The sequence below is a fragment of the Williamsia sp. z71 genome, from assembly GCF_059553375.1.
This window is the reverse complement of record NZ_JCANWX010000009.1, coordinates 152,500-170,645: the sequence shown is the minus strand read 5'-3', so window position 1 is coordinate 170,645 and position 18,146 is coordinate 152,500. Positions and strand designations below refer to the sequence as shown.

Annotated in this window: 16 protein-coding genes; 9 read left to right on the top strand and 7 right to left on the bottom strand. The window is 65.5% G+C overall.

Going from position 1 to position 18,146, the window contains the following annotated elements; all coding sequences use genetic code 11:
• Positions 1-15: 15 nt before the first annotated feature.
• Positions 16-1,584 carry a bifunctional 3-(3-hydroxy-phenyl)propionate/3-hydroxycinnamic acid hydroxylase gene (locus AC51GR_RS21505; protein ID WP_496326686.1) on the bottom strand — a complete coding sequence of 523 codons (1,569 nt, stop codon included), beginning with the start codon at positions 1,582-1,584 and terminating at the stop codon, positions 16-18.
• Positions 1,569-2,873 (bottom strand): glycosyltransferase, encoded by a 1,305-nt coding sequence (locus AC51GR_RS21500; protein ID WP_496326685.1) that lies wholly within the window; start codon positions 2,871-2,873, stop codon positions 1,569-1,571. Before AC51GR_RS21500 ends, AC51GR_RS21505 begins: the two co-directional genes overlap by 16 nt.
• Before the next feature lie 283 nt (positions 2,874-3,156).
• Between AC51GR_RS21500 and AC51GR_RS21495 the strand changes: the two genes are divergently transcribed.
• The 6 genes from AC51GR_RS21495 to AC51GR_RS21470 all read left to right on the top strand — a co-directional run bounded on the left by AC51GR_RS21495 (position 3,157) and on the right by AC51GR_RS21470 (position 8,776).
• The gene (locus AC51GR_RS21495) at positions 3,157-4,206 is read left to right on the top strand and encodes a type III polyketide synthase (protein WP_496326684.1); all 1,050 of its coding nucleotides are present in this window, start codon (positions 3,157-3,159) and stop codon (positions 4,204-4,206) included.
• 81 nt (positions 4,207-4,287) lie between these two features.
• Positions 4,288-5,277 carry an EamA family transporter gene (locus AC51GR_RS21490; protein WP_496326683.1) on the top strand — a complete coding sequence of 330 codons (990 nt, stop codon included), beginning with the start codon at positions 4,288-4,290 and terminating at the stop codon, positions 5,275-5,277.
• A gap of 38 nt (positions 5,278-5,315) precedes the next feature.
• Positions 5,316-6,011: a type 1 glutamine amidotransferase domain-containing protein gene (locus AC51GR_RS21485; protein ID WP_496326682.1), complete on the top strand. Its 696-nt coding sequence runs from the start codon at positions 5,316-5,318 to the stop codon at positions 6,009-6,011.
• Positions 6,012-6,077: 66 nt separating this feature from the next.
• Positions 6,078-6,479: a nuclear transport factor 2 family protein gene (locus AC51GR_RS21480; protein ID WP_496326681.1), complete on the top strand. Its 402-nt coding sequence runs from the start codon at positions 6,078-6,080 to the stop codon at positions 6,477-6,479.
• A 168-nt stretch (positions 6,480-6,647) separates the two neighbouring features.
• Entirely contained in the window at positions 6,648-7,865 is a 1,218-nt protein-coding gene (locus tag AC51GR_RS21475) for an acetyl-CoA C-acetyltransferase (protein ID WP_496326680.1), read from the top strand.
• Between the two features lie 38 nt (positions 7,866-7,903).
• Positions 7,904-8,776 (top strand): LLM class F420-dependent oxidoreductase, encoded by an 873-nt coding sequence (locus tag AC51GR_RS21470; protein ID WP_496326679.1) that lies wholly within the window; start codon positions 7,904-7,906, stop codon positions 8,774-8,776.
• 43 nt (positions 8,777-8,819) lie between these two features.
• Here AC51GR_RS21470 and AC51GR_RS21465 read toward each other — a convergent pair whose 3' ends face one another.
• Together AC51GR_RS21465 and AC51GR_RS21460 are read right to left on the bottom strand one after the other, a co-directional pair.
• Complete coding sequence (locus AC51GR_RS21465) at positions 8,820-9,938, bottom strand: NDMA-dependent alcohol dehydrogenase (RefSeq protein ID WP_496326678.1); 1,119 nt, start codon at positions 9,936-9,938, stop codon at positions 8,820-8,822.
• A 69-nt stretch (positions 9,939-10,007) separates the two neighbouring features.
• Positions 10,008-11,438 (bottom strand): aldehyde dehydrogenase family protein, encoded by a 1,431-nt coding sequence (locus AC51GR_RS21460; RefSeq protein ID WP_496326677.1) that lies wholly within the window; start codon positions 11,436-11,438, stop codon positions 10,008-10,010.
• Positions 11,439-11,735: 297 nt separating this feature from the next.
• Between AC51GR_RS21460 and AC51GR_RS21455 the strand changes: the two genes are divergently transcribed.
• The 3 genes from AC51GR_RS21455 (at position 11,736) to AC51GR_RS21445 (ending at position 15,165) form a co-directional block, all read left to right on the top strand.
• Positions 11,736-12,479: an SDR family NAD(P)-dependent oxidoreductase gene (locus AC51GR_RS21455; protein WP_496326676.1), complete on the top strand. Its 744-nt coding sequence runs from the start codon at positions 11,736-11,738 to the stop codon at positions 12,477-12,479.
• Between the two features lie 29 nt (positions 12,480-12,508).
• Positions 12,509-13,348 carry a mycofactocin-coupled SDR family oxidoreductase gene (locus AC51GR_RS21450; RefSeq protein WP_496326675.1) on the top strand — a complete coding sequence of 280 codons (840 nt, stop codon included), beginning with the start codon at positions 12,509-12,511 and terminating at the stop codon, positions 13,346-13,348.
• A gap of 359 nt (positions 13,349-13,707) precedes the next feature.
• Positions 13,708-15,165, top strand: a complete 1,458-nt coding sequence (locus AC51GR_RS21445) for an MFS transporter (RefSeq protein WP_496326674.1) — start codon at positions 13,708-13,710, stop codon at positions 15,163-15,165.
• Between the two features lie 93 nt (positions 15,166-15,258).
• Here the strand turns inward: AC51GR_RS21445 and AC51GR_RS21440 are convergent, their stop codons facing one another.
• From AC51GR_RS21440 to AC51GR_RS21430, 3 genes are all read right to left on the bottom strand, one after another.
• Positions 15,259-16,020, bottom strand: coding sequence for an SDR family NAD(P)-dependent oxidoreductase (locus AC51GR_RS21440; protein WP_496326673.1), 762 nt, complete (start codon positions 16,018-16,020; stop codon positions 15,259-15,261).
• Positions 16,021-16,105: 85 nt separating this feature from the next.
• A complete protein-coding gene (locus AC51GR_RS21435) occupies positions 16,106-16,921 on the bottom strand; it encodes a mycofactocin-coupled SDR family oxidoreductase (RefSeq protein WP_496326672.1) in 816 nt (271 codons plus the stop codon).
• Positions 16,922-16,988: 67 nt separating this feature from the next.
• Positions 16,989-18,044, bottom strand: coding sequence for a 2Fe-2S iron-sulfur cluster-binding protein (locus AC51GR_RS21430; protein WP_496326671.1), 1,056 nt, complete (start codon positions 18,042-18,044; stop codon positions 16,989-16,991).
• Positions 18,045-18,146: the final 102 nt, after the last annotated feature.

The window sequence follows — 18,146 nt, the reverse complement described above, 5'->3', positions numbered from 1 at the left end:
ATTTACCAGCGATCGCTACCGGCGACAGCGAGGTTGGTCCCGATCGGCGAGTGTTCCGCGATACACCCTGCCGGAGGTCGATTCGACCGCACACACCACCCGATCCGGGCGCACGAGAACGGCATTGGCGCCGCACCGGCGCAACCACGCCCCGACCTCCTGTGACGCCCCACCGAAGTCGGCGGGCACCGCAGACCGGCCACCGGGTGCCAGGCGCGACACCCCATGGCCCGGCGGGCCGATATGGACCAGCGCGAAGCCGTTGCCCAGTACTTCGTCGCTGCCCTCGAACGCGCCGGCCGGGCCCGACCGGACGAACTGCGGAAAGAGTCTGCCGACCGATCGCGCTGCGGGTGTGATCCGATCCCGCAGCCGCATCGACGACCTGCCGAGCGGCGGATAGATCACCCGTGGTCCCACCTGCGCCGAACCGGGCATCCGGTGGAGTCCGCGTAGTGCCAGGTCGAGGGGGCCGCGAGCGGGTGCGCGGACCGACATCACCCGGCCGATCGTGGTGGCCGCGGCCACCGCACGCAGCACGTGCGGCCGACGTTCGGACTGATAGGTGTCGAGGAACTGCTCGTCGGCGTCTCCGCCGAGCACCGCGGCGAGTTTCCACGCCAGGTTCATCGCGTCCCGCGATCCGGCGCCGAGTCCCTGCCCGATGAAGGGCGGTGTCGTGTGCGCGGCATCCCCGAGCACGAAGAGCGGTCCGCAGCGCCACCGCCTGGCAACCCGGGCGCTGTGCCGGTACGTCGCGGTCCGGACGATCTCGATGTCCGGCGCTTCGTGCTGCACCTGCGCCCGAATGGCATCGATCGCCCAGCCGTCGTCCGGACGCCCGGTCTTCTCCTCGCCGTATCTCCCGGCCTGGTCCGGGTCGCCGTGATCGGGCAACCGGAACTCCCATCGATACCGGTCGGCGCCGATCCGCATGAAGGTGGCGGCCTGCGCGCCCGCGCAGACCTGGTGCACCCCTGCCCACATCTGCAGGTCGGTCGCCGCCCGGACATCGACGACCAGCCAGCGCTGGTCGAAGCGGAGATCGATGTCACCCCCACCGATTTCGGCACCCACCACACTCGACCTGCCATCGCACCCGAGCACGAACCCGGTGCGTATCACCCGCTCCGATCCATCATCGTCACGTACCCGGACGGCCACCGACCCGTCGGGATCCGTCCGGACCCGCGTCACCGTGCACCCCTCGACGAGTGTTGTGGACCGCTGCCGCGACGCGGTCGCCCGCAGCGCCCGCTCGAGATCGGGCTGGTCGAACATCGTGCTCTGCCGCCACCCGGAATGACCGACCGGATTCTCGCGCCGGAACTCCATCAGAGTCCTTCGACGGCCGTCGACCAGACGCATCCCCCGGGCAGCGCACTCAAATGGAGCAAAATCCGGTGCCGCACCGGCACTTTGAATGATCCGGTGGACCTCGTCGTCGATGTGGACCGCCCGCGGCAGCGGGTAGACACCGCGCCGGCGATCGAGCACCACCGATTCGACGCCGTATTCGGCAAGCAGACAGGCGGTCGTCAGACCGGTCGGTCCCGCACCGACGATGACTACCGGGGCTGCCACGGGCCCGGGGCTTCGCGTGTGTTCTTCGGTGGACGGGTGAGCGCCTCGCTGATGCCGCGGGCACCATCCATCCCGGCCAGTTCCGCTTGCAGCGCCAGCGCCCGCTCGCGGTATGAGGGGTCGTCGAGGACCGTCTGCACCGCGCGCCGGATGGCCGACGGCCTGGCGGACCGCAGGCGGACACCGCTGCCCGACCGCACCACCCGGGCGGCGACCTCGTTCTTGTCTTCCGTGGAGCCGACGATCACCATGGGGACACCGTGCGTGAGCGCGAAATGCACACCGCCCCAACCACCGTTGGTCACCAGCACGTCCGTCTTCCCGAACATCAGATCGAATGGGACGAACTCGGTGACAACCGCATTGGCGGCGGTGGTCTTCACCGATGCTGCCGCAGGACCGCCTGTCGTCGCGACGACGACCATGCCGGTATCGGCAAGTCCGGCGATGGTCGGTTCGATCAGTCGACCCAGGTCTTCATTGTCGAGCGTCCCCTGGGTCACCACCACAACGGGTTCGGGCCCCTGAACCCGATCCCACCAGGGCGGCGGTTCCGGTTCGGGACCACCACGCCCCAGGATCGGCCCGACGAAGTGGAGCACCGGGTCGAGGTCGCGGCGCGGATACTCGAATGCGGCGGCGGTCAAGACGAAGATGTCGTCCGCCAGCAACGGCCAGTCCAGGACAAACGACGCGGCGGCGCACCCGACCGTCGTGCGTACGGCGTCGTCCGCGATCCGGTTGGCCCGCCGCAACACGAGCGACATCGACGTGGCGGTGAGCACCCGATTCCGCAGCATGCCCAAAGGTGTTGTCGACGGCGGGAATCCGAGTCCGAAGGGCGCGGTGTCGGCGCTGCCGGCCATCAGCGGAGAGGTGCACACCGAACCGACCCGGGGTCGGTCGCGGTTTGCGCTCAACAGCGGCAACACTCCCAGGAACAGATTCTCCGCCAGCACCACGTCGACGGCACCGTCGTCGAGCACAGCGGTCAGGCCGTCGTGCTGGTCGATGATTGCCCGGGCAAAGAGGTGCTCGAGGTCGAAGCGGGAGCGCAGGACGCCGGGCATCCGTGCCCGACCCGGGAAGTGCCCGTCCAGGTCTCGTTCGTCGAAGTCGCAGGAGGGCGGAAGCGATACATGCTCCAGACCGGCCTCTTCCACGCGGTCACGAAACCGGCTCCCCGTCAGCATCGTGACCGCCGCACCGTCTTGGACCAGTTGCCTGCCGATCGCGATCATCGGAGTCGCGTGTCCGGTCAGTGGGGCGCTACAGAGGACCACCTTCATCGCGTCATACCTCGGCTCCCATGTTGGCCCACATCTGCTTGCCTTCTGGCAACCAACTGCTAACCCGCTGGCGGACAGGGCATTTCCATTCGACACCATCACGGCCGAAACCGCGCCGACGCAAGCCGAAGAATCAGTCATCCGACGGACACCACTGTTGCGAGGCGGGCAGGACCCGACCTACGTTGGTGACGGTATCGGACAGACCAGGGCCACCTGAGTCAGACATGGGTTGCGACGGCGCGACTCCCCCAACGCTTTCGAACAAGACTTGGACCTCCTCATGCCAACTGCCTACGTCAACCAGATCAGCACTGCGGTACCGACATTCGACTGCCACGACCTGTTCGTCCGGTACGCCCCCGAGGTGATCGAGGAACGGGGCAAGAAGCTGCTGTTCAAGCGGATGGCCGAACGGGCGCAGATCAGCCACCGGTGGTCGTCGGTGGATGATCCGGTGCGGTTCTACGGCGCGAACCCCAGCTCCGTCGACACCGGGACCCGAATGATCGAGTACGAGGACAAGGCACCCGGGCTGGCGCAGAAAGCCGTCGAAGGACTGGATCTGGGCGATGCGGCCGCCGACATCACCCATCTGGTACTGGTCACCTGTACCGGTTTCTATTCGCCGGGTATCGACTACGACCTGATCGAGAACTGCGGCATCAGCCCGAACGTCGATCGCACCCAGATCGGCTTCATGGGCTGCTTTGCCGGTATCACCGGACTCAAGACGGCCAATAACATCGTGCGGGCAAACCCCGACGCCAAGGTGCTGCTCGTGAGGGTCGAGCTCTGCTCGGTCCACCTGCAGAAGCCGAAGAGCCTGGAGTCGATGTTGTCTTTCCTCATCTTCGGTGACGGTTGCGCGGCGGCGATCATCTCCGCTGACGAGACCGGCATCGCCCTCGATTCGTTCAAGCAGGTCATGGTCCCGCAGACCCGCGAGCTGATCACCTGGCGGATCGCCAACGAGGGCTTCGACATGGTGCTCTCGGGCAAAGTGCCCGGACAGCTGGGCAAAGCCCTCAACGCGGAGAACCTCAAGTTGATCCTGGCCGGCCGCACACCCGCAGACATAGACCTCTGGGCCATCCACCCGGGTGGCCGGACCATTCTCGACGCGGTGGAAAGCGCACTCGAACTCACACCCGAGCACCTGGCGGTGTCGCGTCAGATCCTCGAGAACTACGGCAACATGTCTTCGGCGACAGTGCTTTTCGTGCTGGCCGAGATGATGAGGCAAGCCGCCGACGGTGGACCGACGGGCATGGGTAGCGCCATGGCCTTCGGCCCCGGCCTGACCGCGGAGACCATGCTCTTCCGCCTCTGATTGCGCGGTTCGGTATCGTCCGCGCTTCGGCAGGGTCGGCGCGTGGGCTTTACTACTGGCATGACCGGTCGAGTAAAAGCGATGCCCACGGACAGCACGGCCCGTCCGGCGTACGGCGTACTGGTCGCACTGACCTCGGCGATCTGCTTCGGGACGTCGGGTCCGCTGGCCAAGGCGCTCATCGACAGCGGCTGGTCGTCGGCCTCGGTCACAGTCGTCCGCCTCGGGCTGGGGTCGCTACTCCTGGCCATTCCGCTGATCCTGTTGCGCCGCCGATTGTTCGAGAATCTGCGGCGCGCCCCGGTCTTGGTGGTCGCCTACGGGGTTCTCGGTGTGGCCGTCGTGCAATTGAGCTTTTTCAACGCCGTGCGGTATCTCGACGTCCCGATCGCCCTGCTCTGCGAATACTCGGGCATCATCCTGGTCGTCGTCTACGACTGGCTCGTCCGCAGGCGACGGCAGAGCTTGCTCACCGGACTGGGCTGTGTGGTCGCGCTCGGCGGCCTGTTCCTGGTGATCCTGGGCGGGGAAGGCATCGGTGACATCGACCCGGTCGGTTTGCTGTGGGCAATCGGTGCCGCGATCGGGCTGGCCGCCTACTTCATCCTGGCCACCGACGACTTCACGAAGTCCGGCACCAGCGTCGACCCGCTGGCGCTGGCCGCCGGCGGTCTGATGGTGGGAACCGTGGTGATCGCGATCTCCGGTGCGATCGGGGTGCTGCCGATGTCCGCCGCGACCGACTCCGCGGTCCTGGCCCACACGGAGATCCCCTGGTGGCTGGTGGCCCTGGCGGTGGCAGGCATCTCGACGAGCCTGGCGTACGTCACGGGGGTGCAGGCGGTCCGCCTGCTCGGTGCAACGCCCGCCTCGTTCATCGCGTTGGTCGAGGTCGTCGCCTCGGCCCTGTTCTCGTGGTGGCTTCTCGGCCAGACGATGGCGTTCGCCCAGCTCATCGGCGCGGGTGTGTTGCTGGCCGGGCTGGTCGCCGTCAACGCGGGCGGGCGTCGAGGAATATCAAGCGGCCCTAAAGACCTTGAACCAGGCAGTGCCCTGCAGACACCGGGGTGAAGCATCGACTCCGCCATTTACGCGCAAAGGAGCACACCGTGGCAGACATACTGTTCGTCCTGACCGGAGCCAAGCACTGGACACTCGCCGACGGGACCAAACATCCAACGGGTTTCTGGGCCGAGGAATTCGTCGCGCCCTACGAGGAGTTCACCAACGCCGGTTACCGAGTGGTGGTCGCCACGCCCGGTGGTGTGGTCCCGGTCGTCGATGAGGCCAGCCTGAGCCCGGATGTCAACGGCGGCCAAGAAGGCGCCGATACCGTCGCAGCCAAGGTGCGCTCCAACCAGGCACTGCAACAACCCATCCCACTCGACACCGTGAATCTGGACGACTACGCAGCCGTCTTCTATCCAGGTGGCCACGGGCCGATGGAAGACCTCGCGGTCGATGAGGTCTCGGGCCGGCTCCTCACCGAGGCATTGGATTCGGGTCGCCCCCTCGGTGTTGTCTGCCACGCCCCGGCCGCATTCCTCGCAGCTCACCGGCCCGATGGGACCGCGACCTTCGCCGGCTACCGGGCCACCGGATTCTCCAACACCGAAGAAGAGCAGGTCGGGCTCGCCGCGAAGGCAAAGTGGTTGCTGCAGGACCGGATGATCGAACTCGGCATCGACTACGAGCACGGCTCACCCTGGGAGCCCGAGGTGGTCGTCGACCGGAATCTCTTCACCGGCCAGAACCCGGCCTCCTCCGGACCGCTGGCGAAGGAGATCCTTTCCGCCCTCTCCTGACCGAGTGATCTCCCACCCACCGGGAACCTGCTGGAAAATCTCTGCGAAAACTGGTGATCTCGTCCGGTGACGTCAACGAACAGCGGTCCTGCTGACCTGCCGAAGAAGATCCTTCACACTGTCTCCCAGTATGTTTCGCTCTTGGGGACCGGGACAGCGGACGACATCGCCGCTCTCTACGCAGTGGAGGGAACGCTCGAAGACCCGGTGGGTTCCGAGCCACGCCGAGGCCGCGAGAACATCCGGGCGTTTTACTCGAAGATGGACGGTACGAGCTCTACGGCCGACCTGATCACCGTCCGGGTCGCCGGCAACTCCGCAGCGTTTCACTTCCGGGTCGCCACCACCACGGCGGATGCGGTGATCACCATCGAGCCGATCGATGTCATGACCTTCGACGACGACGGACTCATCACCAGCATGCGCGCCTTCTGGTCACCGAACGACGTCAACACTGTTCCACTGTGACCCCTCGCGGGTCCCGCGTGGCATTCCGGCGCTGACCAGGCTCACTCAGCTCGCCAACCAAGCACTTGCTAGGTTGGTCTGAGCAGACGTCTGGCGGCCATGTCAGCAAACCGACCACCGGCACGCCCGCGATGCTCTACGCGCTCACGTTTTTCGAAGGGACTCCCCATGCCAGAAGCAGTTATCGTCGCCACCGCCCGGTCACCGATCGGCCGGGCCGTCAAAGGTTCACTCAAAGACGTCCGCCCCGACGAACTGGCCCGCCAGATGGTCGAGACCGTGTTGAGCAAGGTCCCCGAACTCGACCGCGCCGACATCGACGACCTGCACCTGGGCTCCGGACAGCCCGCAGGCAAGGCCGGCTTCAACATGGCCCGCGTCGTCGCGGTCCTGGCCGGAATGGATCACCTTCCCGGTGTCACCGTGAACCGCTACTGCTCGTCCTCGCTGCAGACCACCCGCATGGCGCTGCACGCGATCCGCGCCGGCGAAGGCGATGTGTTCATCTCCGGCGGCGTCGAAAGCGTCTCGAACTTCGCCTTCGGCAGTGCAGACCGGTGGCCCGACACCAAGAACCCCGAGTTCGCCGTGGCGATGGAGCGCACCGCCAAAGCTGCCGAGGGTGGCTCCACGTGGAGCGATCCCCGTGAGCAGGGACTGCTGCCCGACATCTACATCCCCATGGGTGAGACCGCGGAGAACGTCGCCTCCTTCTCGAAGGTCTCTCGTGAAGACCAGGACCGCTGGGCCGTTCTCAGTCAGAACCGCGCCGAAGAAGCCATCAACTCCGGGTTCTTCGCCCGCGAGATCGACCCCATCACCCTGGCCGACGGCACGCTTGTCAGCACCGACGACGGCCCCCGCGCCGGCACCACCTACGAAAAGCTGAGTGGGCTCAAGCCGGTCTTCCGCCCCGACGGCACCGTCACCGCAGGCAACGCCTGCCCCCTCAACGACGGTGCCGCCGCACTGGTCATCATGAGTGACACCAAGGCCAAAGCCCTCGGCCTGACCCCGCTCGCCCGGATCGTCGCCACCGCAGCCACCGGCCTGTCCCCCGAGATCATGGGCCTGGGCCCCATCGAAGCGGTCCGCAAAGCACTACGCCACGCCGGCATGAGCATCGACGACATCGACCTGTTCGAGATCAACGAGGCCTTCGCCGCGCAGGTCCTCGGATCGGCCAACGAACTCGGCATCGACCACGACAAGCTCAACGTCTCCGGTGGCGCGATCGCCCTGGGCCACCCGTTCGGCATGACCGGTGCCCGGATCACCACCACCCTGATCAACAACCTCAAGACCTACGACAAGACCTTCGGCATCGAAACCATGTGCGTCGGCGGCGGACAAGGCATGGCGATGGTTCTCGAGCGCCTGAGCTGAATCGTCGGCCGACACCACCACAGAAAAGCTGCAACGATATGCGCCTTGGCATTTCAACACCGGTCCTGGTCCAGCACCCGAGCACCCGTTCGGCGTGGGAAGCCACCGCAACCATCGACGATGTGGCGGAGATCGCGCAATGCGCTGATCGTTTGGGGTTTCACCATCTGACCTGCAGTGAACATGTGGCGGTGCCGGTCGATGTGGCAGCCGAGCGTGGCGGGACGTATTGGGATCCGCTGGCCACGTTCGGCTACCTGGCGGCCCGCACTCGGCAAATACGGCTGGCCACACAGGTTTTGGTGCTCGGCTACCATCATCCGCTCGAAATCGCCAAGCGTTACGGAACTCTCGATCGCATCAGCGGTGGCCGTCTGATCCTCGGCTTGGGTGTGGGAACCCTCAAAGAGGAGTTCGAACTGATCGGCGCGCCGTTCGATGACCGCGGGGCCCGTGCCGATGACGCGCTTGCCGCAATTCGGATGTCCCTGTCGACATCGCAGCCGGAATATCACGGCCAGTTCTACGACTACGAGGGTTTCGTTGTCGAGCCACATGCCGCGGCGCAGCGGGTCCCGATCTGGATCGGCGGCCGCACCAAACGGTCGCTGCGCCGGGCGTGTGAACACGGCGATGGGTGGGTTCCGTTCGGGCTCAGCGCATCCGAACTCAAGACGATGCTGGAAGCCGTAACTCTCCCCGCGTCCTTCGAGGTCGTCCTGTCGGCCGGGTTCCCCCTCGATCCGCTGGATGATCCTGACAAGACCGTTCGCACCCTGGCGCGACTGCGTGATGCGGGAGCGACCATCGTCGGCACCTCACTGGTGGCTCAAACGGCCGAACACTACTGCGAACAGGCCGAAGAGCTCCATCGACTCGCAACGGACGAGGGCGTCGAGTTCACCGTCTGACCTGGTGAACTCGACACCCGCGCCGAGTCTGAAACTGCAGCTGTCAGAAGTGGACGACTCCGCGCAGGTTCTTGCCTGCGTGCATATCCGCAAAGCCCTGAGCGATGTCGTCGAGTTTGTAGGTGTTGGTCACCAGTTTGTCGAGCTCGAGCTTGCCCGAGGTGTACAGATCGATCATCCACGGGATGTCCGCCGTGGGCGCGCAGGATCCGAATAGCGAACCCTGCAAACGCTTTTGGTAGAGGGTCAGCTCCATCGGGCTGATCGGAATGCCCACGTCGGTCATCTTGCCAAGTCCGGTGACCACGCAGATCCCGGCCTTCCGGATCGCCGAGAACGCCGCCGCGATGTGCTCGCCCGTGGTGACGCCGACGGTGACGATCGCCGCGTCGGCCCCCTGCCCATTGGTGAATGACCGCGCGATCTCCGTGGCCTCCTCCATACCCGAAACTGCATGAGTGGCACCGAACTCCAGCGCACTGCTCCGTTTGAACCCGACCGGATCAACCGCGATGATGTGCGCGGCGCCGGCATGCGCGGCCCCCTGGACGGCGTTGATCCCGATACCGCCGATGCCCTCGACGATGACGGTTTGCCCGGGGTATACCTGTGCGGAATTGACCGCGGCCCCCCAACCGGTCACCACGCCGCAGCCGAGCAGGCACAGTACCTCCAAGGGCAGATCCTTGTCGATGATCTTGACGGCTGAATCCGTACTGACGGTGGTGTATTCGCTGAAGGTGGACAGACCGCAGGTCTGCGCCACCGGCGCCCCGTCGAGGCTGAGCCGGAAGCTCGTCGGATCATCCGGCCGAGTCCCTGCCATGATCGCCGCGCCGCGGTCACACAGGTTCTGCAAACCTTTTGCACACCAACGGCATCGGCCACAAGCGGCAACGAAGGAGAACACGACGTGGTCGCCTTCTGCCCAGCCATGGGTCTCCGGGCCCACGGCCACCACCACGCCGGCCCCCTCGTGACCACCGCAGATCGGATAGGAGGCAACCGCGTGGTCTCCGCAGGCAATGTGGTCGTCGGAGTGACACAGACCCGAGGCGACCATCCGCACGGTGATCTCACCCTGCCGTGGTTCGTCGAGGTCGAGCTCGGCGACCTCATAAGTGCCCGGGGCCTGGCGGATGATCGCGCCGCGTGTCTTCATGTGATTGTTCCCTTCGAGGGTGCCGGCGACGTCCGAGACGTCGGCCGGGTCAGGTGGTCCGAACAGTGGTCAGGGCGTGATCTGAGCGGTCATCGCCGCGACAAAATGGTCACCGTAGGGCGGCAGCATCCCCCACTCGCGCCGGGGATCGGCGGCCGGAGCGATGAATACCGTTCGGGCATGGCTGAATTCGAGGAATCCCTCGCGTCCGTTGTAGTGTCCGATCCCCGAGGCGCCGACACCACCGAATGGGGCGTCCATCATGCCCGGGTGCATCATTACGTTGTCCACGGTGACGCCGCCGGAGCTGGTGCGCCCGAGCACCGTCCGACGCTCGTCCTGATCGGCGCCGAAGTAATAGAGCGCCAACGGTTTCGGTCCCGCGTTGACGGTATCGATGACGTCGACGATGTCGTCGTAGGCCGACACCACCATCGCCGAGCCGAAGATCTCCTCCGTGCGGATCCGTGATTGTGCCGGTGGATCGACCACGATGCGAAGGGGCCTGCGCCGATCAGCCCGGGACAACTCCTCGTCCGGGGCGGTGACCACGCGGGCCCCGAGGTCGGCGGCCTCTCGCACATACCCGTCGACCCGTTCGAGGTGGCGCTCGTTCACCGCCGCCACGACGTCCGGGTTTCCGGACACTGTCGGATGAAGTTCCACAAACGCATCGGCGACAGCGCCCACGAACGCCTCGACGTACTCCCGCGGGACGTACACGGTGTCGGGGCTGACGCAGATCTGCCCACCGTTGGTGGCCTTGGCAATTGCGATCTTGGTTGCCGCGTCGGTCAGGTCCGCCGACCGGCCCACGATCACCGGGGACTTCCCGCCGAGTTCGAGTGTGACCGGGACCAGATTGCGCGCCGCATTGGCCATCACGGCCCGGCCGACAGTCCCGCTCCCGGTGACCACGATGTGATCGAACGGAAGGGACGTCAGCGCCTCGGCGACGTCGACTCCCCCGGTGAACACGGTGACCACCGCGGGGTCCAGTTCGGCTTCCACCGCCCGGGCGAACACCTCGGCGGTGCGACCGGTGATCTCCGACGGCTTGAGGACCGCACGGTTGCCGGCGGCCAGCACACCGGCCAGGGGGCTCAACAGCGTGAACAGCGGCGCGTTCCAGGTCCCGATGATCAGGATCGACCCCTTGGGCTGGAACTGGACCTCCGCGACTGCGCCGAGCGCGTCGTACGGCGCGAACGCCGGCCGTCCGTCGGGTTGCATCCACGACTCGAGGTGGTCCCGGGCGTGCTTGAGGGCCCCGAGCGAACCGACGACGTCATTCATGAGGGAGAACCCCCGGTGGCGGCCACCGAAGTCGGCGTCCATCGCCTCTGCGAGTTCTTCGTGGTGCCGAACCACGAGGTCGATAACGGCCTGGAGGTTGTCCCGGCGCTGCGCAGCCGTCGCGGGTCCGCTGGCGCGCTGCGCCCGTCGCTGCAGGTGAAGTGCGTCGTCAAAAGCAACGGTGGTTGTGATGTTCGCGGTCATCGCACGAGACTAAGATCACTCTCGGTGAACGGGCCGGGCGGTCTCGGTGAGCGGGACCCCGCTGCTCAGGCCGGACATCAGGGCCCGCAGCCGCCCGTCAGCAGAGCGTTCGGCGGTGGTCGGGGCGCACCGGCGCAGTCCCGCTGAACGGGATTGATTGCACAATCGCCATTGTGGCGCATACGAATAGAATTGATTCTATTCTGGAGACCAGGTAGCCATCCGTCTCCGACGCGGTCGCCGACGCCATACCGATCCGACGGGCTCACGCGGAGGCATCGAGCACGAGGGAGTGCAATGAGACTGCAAGGTAAGACAGCAATCATCACCGGTGGGGCCGGCGGAATCGGCGGGGCGATCACCCGCGTCTTCGCCGCGGAGGGGGCCAACGTCCTGTTCGTGGACATCGACGACGAACGCGGAGTCGCGTTGGAGAGCGAACTGGGCAGTGCGTCAAGGTTTCTCAACATCAACATCTCGGAATCCGGTGCGGCGGAGAAGATACGCGACGCCGCGGTGTCGACATTCGGATCGGTGGACATCCTGGTCAACAACGCGCACGCGTCTCGCCAAGCCCTACTCGTCGACCACACGGCCGAGATGTTCGAACTGTCCTTCAACACCGGCTTCTATCCGACCGTGCATCTGATGCAGGCCTGCTACGAGCAGTTGAAGGCATCGTCGGGTTCGGTGATCAACTTCGCTTCCGGTTCCGGTCTCGAGGGCATGCCGACCCAGACCTCGTATGCAGCCGCAAAAGAAGCCATCCGCGGTATGAGCCGGGTGGCCGCCAACGAATGGGCACCCGACGGCATCCGGGTCAACATCCTCTGCCCGTTCGCAGCCACCGAAGGTGTGCTGGCCTGGCAGAAGGCTTTTCCCGAGCGTGCCGCCGAGTCCGTGGCCAAAGTTCCACTACAGCGGATCGGCGACCCCGTGACCGATATCGCGCCCGTTGCCGTCTTCCTCGCTTCCGAGGACTCCAAGTACATGACCGGACAGACCCTGATGGCCGATGGCGGCATCATCAAACTTCGCTAGGCCCCGAGCACAAACAAGGAGCAGACATCGTGACAGACGGTTTTGAAGGACAGGTCGCACTGATCACCGGCGGCGCCCGCGGACAGGGGCGCAGCCACGCGATCGCCTTCGCCGAGCGCGGCGCCGATGTGGTCATCTGCGACAGATGTGAGGACAGCCCGGCGGTGGGCTACCCGCTCGCGACGGAAGCCGACCTTGCCGAGACCGTTCGCCTCGTCACGGCCACCGGACGCAGATGTATTGCCGTCAAGGCCAACACCGCCGACCGGTCCGCGATGGATGCGCTTGTCGCAGAGGCAGAGTCCGAGTTCGGGCGGATCGACATCGCGGTCGCCAATGCCGGTGTGTCCGTTGCGGCCCCGGTCCAGGCGATGACGCAGGCGCAGTGGTCCGAGGTCATCGCATCGAATCTGACCGGCGTCTTCAACACCGTCGGCGCGGTCTCACCGGGCATGATCGAGCGCGGGTTCGGTCGCATTGTCACCATCTCGTCCATGCTCGGCCGGGCCGGCAACACCAATATGGTCGGCTACGCGGCCGCCAAGTGGGGCGTCATCGGCCTGACCAAGAGCGCGGCGCTTGACCTCGCAGGCCACGGGATCACCGTCAATGCGATTGCGCCCGGCAATATTTCGACCCCGATGATCCACAACGCCCAGCTCTACTCGATGATGCGGCCCGACCTCGAAACGCCGACTATTGACGACGTGGCGCCCATCTTCACCTCCCTTCATGCCCAGCCCGTGCCGTGGCTGGAAGCCGGAGAGATCACCCGTGTGGTGCTATTCCTGGCCGCACAGGGCAGTGCGCACATCAGCGGAACGGTCATCCCCGTCGACGCCGGCAACGCCGCACGCGTCACCGGCTGACGCCCTCCCAACCCTGCCTCCGCTGTGGCCTCTGGTGCTTCGATCACCGGAGGCCACAGCTCTCGGTCGCCTATCGGCGCGCCAGGCCGACTCCGCGGCAGGGTGGCGGTGTTGACCTAACGGCCCACCGCCACAACCGGTCTGAAGCTCGCATCTAGTTTCCACTCAGCGAGACTGAACCCCGTGTGTGCCCTGCGTCACTGTATTTGTTTAGGCACTCGGCGGTCACGTTCCGCCTCGGATACAGGTAAGGACCACACAATGCTGAACGGCACAGCACCGGCCCCACGGCTTCTGCTCCCACGGTGTTGCAGCGCGACGACCATGCCCATGACACGTCGCCTTCTTGGAGGAGTTCGATGACCACCATCCCCGATCCGATTGCTCCCCCCAAGCCGCCGCCACCGCTGCCCACCGGTGGGCGTTACAACCGGCGCCGCTCGGCGGGGTTCATCATCACCATCCTGGTGCTGGTCGAGATCATCAGCGCCTTCGAGACCTCGATGGTGTTCGCCGCGATCCCGACCATCATCGCCGACTTCGGCAGCGACGCAGCCACAGTCGGATGGGCAGTGACGGCGTTCCTTCTGGTCGCCGCCGCCTCGGCTGCGGTCTGTGGCCGGCTCGGCGACATGTTCGGACGAGAACGGGTCCTGGTGGTCATCCTGGCCATGGCCACGATCGGTTCGCTGGTCAGCGCCCTCGGCGACAGCATCACCGCGATCATCGTCGGTCGGGCGATCCAGGGCGTGGCAGGCGCGATTCTCCCACTCTGCCTCGGCCTGGCACGTGAACACCTCGCCAAAGAGAAGGTTCCCGTTGCGATCGCGATCATCTCGGGGTCGGCGGTGGCCGCAGGCGCCGCGTCCGCCTACGTCGCGGGCCTGATGATCGACCACTACAGCTGGCACATGATCTTCATCGTCGCGGCAGTCTACGCAGCGTTCACATTGTTGTTGGTGCTGTTCGCACTCCCGTGGCGCCCGCCGGTCGGCACCACCCAAAAGGTCGACTACATCGGCACCATCGTATTCGCGCCGGCCATTGCCGCGATCTTGCTGGGTATCAACAAGTCCAGCACGTGGGGGTGGTCTGATCCGAAGACGAGCGGCCTGATCATTGCCGGTGTGGTGGCCCTGGGGCTGTGGGTGGTCTGGGAACTTCGCGTGACCGACCCGATCGCCAACGTGCGGCTGTTCACCAACCGTAAGGTGGCGCTGACGATGCTTGCGACGCTGGCCGCGGCCATCGGCCCCTTCGGTGTCGGTAACATGGTCACGCCCTTGGTACTTCAGTCCCCGACCACGGCGCCCTACGGCCTCGGCATGTCGCCCACCGACGCCGGCCTGATGGCTCTGGTCGGCGCGCTGATCGGTTTCGCGTTCACGCCGCTCAGCGGCCGCCTGACGCGCACCGTGGGTTCACGCGCATCGTTGATCGTCGGTGGTCTGCTCTACGTCATCGTGGCGATCCTGCTGGTCACCGCCCACGATTCAAAGGGTGGGATGTTCGCCATGGTCACCACGGCTTCCATCGCAACCGCTTTCGCGTACACCGCTCTCCCGAACCTGATCGTGGAGGCCGTCCCGGTCAGCAACACCAGTGAGGCAACGGGATTGCAGACTGTTCTCCGTACCGCGGGCCAGGGTATCGGCACCTCGGTCGCGACGACGGTACTGGCCGCTTCAGCAGTGGCGGGCAGTGTTGCTCCCACTGTGGCCGGGCTCAATGCCATCGCCGGCATCATCTTCGGTGGGGCCATCCTCACCGTCGGCCTGGCACTGTTGCTTCGCCGTGGCAGCGTATACGCGCACTGATCTCAGCAAGGCTCCAACACAAAACAATCGAGGTTGCATCGCCTGGGCGATGCAACCTCGATTGTTTGTCTGTTCATGAAATACGCTGGAACCTCAGCCCCACCGCGACTGCCCACCATCGAGGGGAATCGTTGCGCCGGTGAGATATCCGGCGTCGTCGCCGACCAGGAAGACAACCGCACGCCCGATATCGGTCTCCGGATCTCCGACCCGGCCCAGTGGAATACCTGCGACGAACGCCGCCGACTCCTCCGGGTTGCGCTCCATCCAGCCCTCGAGCGCCGGCGTGCTGGCATGCGGCGCCACCGACAGCACCCGGATCTTGTCCACGCCCCACTCACAGGCGGCCGCTCGGGTCAGCGACCGCATGCCCTCCTTGATCGAGCCGTACGCGCCATAATTGCTCGCGTCCCAGCGCACCGCGGCCGAGGTCACCAGATTGATGATCACGCCCCCACCACGGGCTTTCATGTGCGGGTGGCAGAGCTGCATCAGGCGCAGCGTGGCCAACGGGCCGGTCGCGAACGACTTCATGTACTCGTCGTCATCGATCGACAGGATCGGTCCGGGCTTACAGTCGTTCGCGTTGTTGACCAGGATGTCCACCGAGCCGAGCACCGACACCGTCTTCTCCACGGCCGCCGCGACATTGGCGCGATCGCTGACATCACACACGACGGGCTCGGCGACCGCACCCAGGTCCGACAGAAGCGCACAGGTGTCGAGCAGCTTGGACTCCGTTCGTCCCGCGACCGCGATCGCCGCGCCCTCCTTCGCCAGCGCCAGCGATATGCCACGGCCGATTCCCTGACCGGCGCCGGTCACCAGCGCCACCTTGCCATCAAGCGTTCCCATACTTGCTTCCTCTCCGCGGGGGGTTGCCAAAAACCGAACGCCACAGTGCATCTGACCGTCAGACAGCGGCCTGCACTCGGGCGACTCACGCCATCGTCTGCCCCATGTCGACCACGATCTTCGAGCCGGTGACCGCGCGGGACAGATCCGAGGCCAGGTACACCACGGCCTCGGTGATGTCGTCGACGCTTGTGCGCTCCAGCGCGGTGAGCGGCCAGCCGTAGGACTTCATGTAGTCCGGGTGATCTGCGAACAGCCGGGCCACCTCGGGATCATTGCCCATCTCGGTGTCCACTGCGCCCGGGTGAACGGTGTTGACCCGGATGTTGTGGTCGCCCAGTTCGGTCGCGGCGGTCCGCGCCAAGCCGACCAATCCGTGTTTGGCCGCCGAATAGTGCGCGCAGCCAGGCGAGGTCGCGACTCCGGAAGCACTGCTGATGATGACGATCGAACCGCCACGACCGCCCTCGATCATCGCCGGAACAGCTGCGGCCATGGTGCGCCAGACCCCGTTGAGGTTGGTGTCCACCACAGTTGACCACTGCTCGTCGGACATCTCCCAGAATCGGTTCCAGTTCACGATCCCGGCATTGGCGATGACCACATCGAGTCGTCCGAAACGCTCGACACCGGTGGCGACGGCCGCGCGCATGGCCCCGAGGTCCCTGACGTCGGCGACCACCGTGACGATCTCGCGCCCTTCGGCCCGGACCAGCCGAGCGGTTTCATCGAGGTCTTCCACAGTGGCCGCCGCGTACCCGACATCATCTGAAATCGGTGCACACACATCGATTGCGATCACGTCTGCGCCTTCGCGCGCCAAGCGCACGGCGTGGTTACGGCCCTGCCCCCGCGCCGCGCCCGTGATCAGAACAACTTTTCCGGCAAACAATTCTGTCATCTCGGGCACGGTACCCAAGAGTTACCGAGATCACAGTGTTGTTCCCGTTGAACGAGATTCGGTCTTTTCAGAACTCCACGTTCAGGTGGTCGCTGATCGGACGCGCCTGGCAGGCCAGGATGTATCCGTCGGCGATGTCGTCGTCATCGAGGATGGAAGAATTGCCCATGTCGACCTTCCCGTCGACCAATGTGCAAGCACACGAGCCGCATTCACCTTCGCGGCAGGAGAACGGCACATCGATGCCCTTGGACAGCAGCACATCGACCAGGGTCGATGACCGCGGCCAGTTGTACTCGTGGGCTTCGCCGTCGAGGGTGACCGAGACCGTTGCCGCGTCTCCGGCTTCTTCCTCGGTGAGCTCGGGCAGGACCACGTCGGCGAACGGATCACCGGAAAGTGAGGTGAACACCTCGGCATGTACCCGGTTGCGTGGGAAGCCCGCCCGCGCGGTTGCCTCATGCACGGTGTCCATGAAGGGTTTCGGCCCACACATGAAGACTCGGCGGTCGCTGAACCCGGCGGCCAGGCAGGCCAACTGGTCCGCGGACGGCAGGCCCTGCAGGCTCTCGAGCCAGTGGATCACCGTCAACCGGCCGCCGTGTAGCGCGGTGAGTTCGGCCAGCTCGCGCGCGAAGATCACCGAGTTCTCGTCCCGGTTGGCGTACACCATGACGACCTTGCCTGCGCCCTGACTCAGCGCCGACTTCAGGATCGAGATCACCGGGGTCACGCCGCTACCGGCGGCGAACAACAGCAGATCGTCATCGAAGTTCGGTGGGGTGAAGACACCCGCGGGTGGCAACACCTCGATCACGTCACCGACCTCGACGTTGTCGCACAGCCAATGTGAGGCGTAGCCGCCCACGGTCCGCTTGATCGTCACCTTCGGCAGATCGTCGGCGAACGGCGAACTGGCCAGCGAGTAGCACCGCGCGACCGAACCGGTCTGGTCACTCGGAACTCGCAGGGTCAGGAACTGTCCCGGCTTGTAGGCGAACTCGTCCACGCGGTCGCTGGGGACCTCGAAGACCAGTGACCGTGCATCGCTGGTCTCTTCGACGACCGCCGCGACGGTCACCTTCGCAGAACGCGAGCTGTTCGACATTTCAGCAGTTGTCATCGCGAGCGCTGCCTCTCCATACGTGAACCGGACTCGACGACACTAGGGCACCAGAAGTGTCCGAGCACACCGACTTCTCGCTGAACGGGATCAACGGGTCGT

What these genes read in the sequence shown, in the direction of transcription:
- AC51GR_RS21470 (WP_496326679.1), top strand. Translation starts at nt 7,904, where the DNA reads ATGCGCCTTGGCATTTCAACACCGGTCCTGGTCCAGCACCCGAGCACC.
- AC51GR_RS21440 (WP_496326673.1), bottom strand. Translation starts at nt 16,020, where the DNA reads ATGGGAACGCTTGATGGCAAGGTGGCGCTGGTGACCGGCGCCGGTCAG.
- AC51GR_RS21430 (WP_496326671.1), bottom strand. Translation starts at nt 18,044, where the DNA reads ATGACAACTGCTGAAATGTCGAACAGCTCGCGTTCTGCGAAGGTGACC.
- AC51GR_RS21435 (WP_496326672.1), bottom strand. Translation starts at nt 16,921, where the DNA reads ATGACAGAATTGTTTGCCGGAAAAGTTGTTCTGATCACGGGCGCGGCG.
- AC51GR_RS21475 (WP_496326680.1), top strand. Translation starts at nt 6,648, where the DNA reads ATGCCAGAAGCAGTTATCGTCGCCACCGCCCGGTCACCGATCGGCCGG.
- AC51GR_RS21460 (WP_496326677.1), bottom strand. Translation starts at nt 11,438, where the DNA reads ATGACCGCGAACATCACAACCACCGTTGCTTTTGACGACGCACTTCAC.
- AC51GR_RS21455 (WP_496326676.1), top strand. Translation starts at nt 11,736, where the DNA reads ATGAGACTGCAAGGTAAGACAGCAATCATCACCGGTGGGGCCGGCGGA.
- AC51GR_RS21490 (WP_496326683.1), top strand. Translation starts at nt 4,288, where the DNA reads ATGCCCACGGACAGCACGGCCCGTCCGGCGTACGGCGTACTGGTCGCA.
- AC51GR_RS21500 (WP_496326685.1), bottom strand. Translation starts at nt 2,873, where the DNA reads ATGAAGGTGGTCCTCTGTAGCGCCCCACTGACCGGACACGCGACTCCG.
- AC51GR_RS21465 (WP_496326678.1), bottom strand. Translation starts at nt 9,938, where the DNA reads ATGAAGACACGCGGCGCGATCATCCGCCAGGCCCCGGGCACTTATGAG.
- AC51GR_RS21445 (WP_496326674.1), top strand. Translation starts at nt 13,708, where the DNA reads ATGACCACCATCCCCGATCCGATTGCTCCCCCCAAGCCGCCGCCACCG.
- AC51GR_RS21495 (WP_496326684.1), top strand. Translation starts at nt 3,157, where the DNA reads ATGCCAACTGCCTACGTCAACCAGATCAGCACTGCGGTACCGACATTC.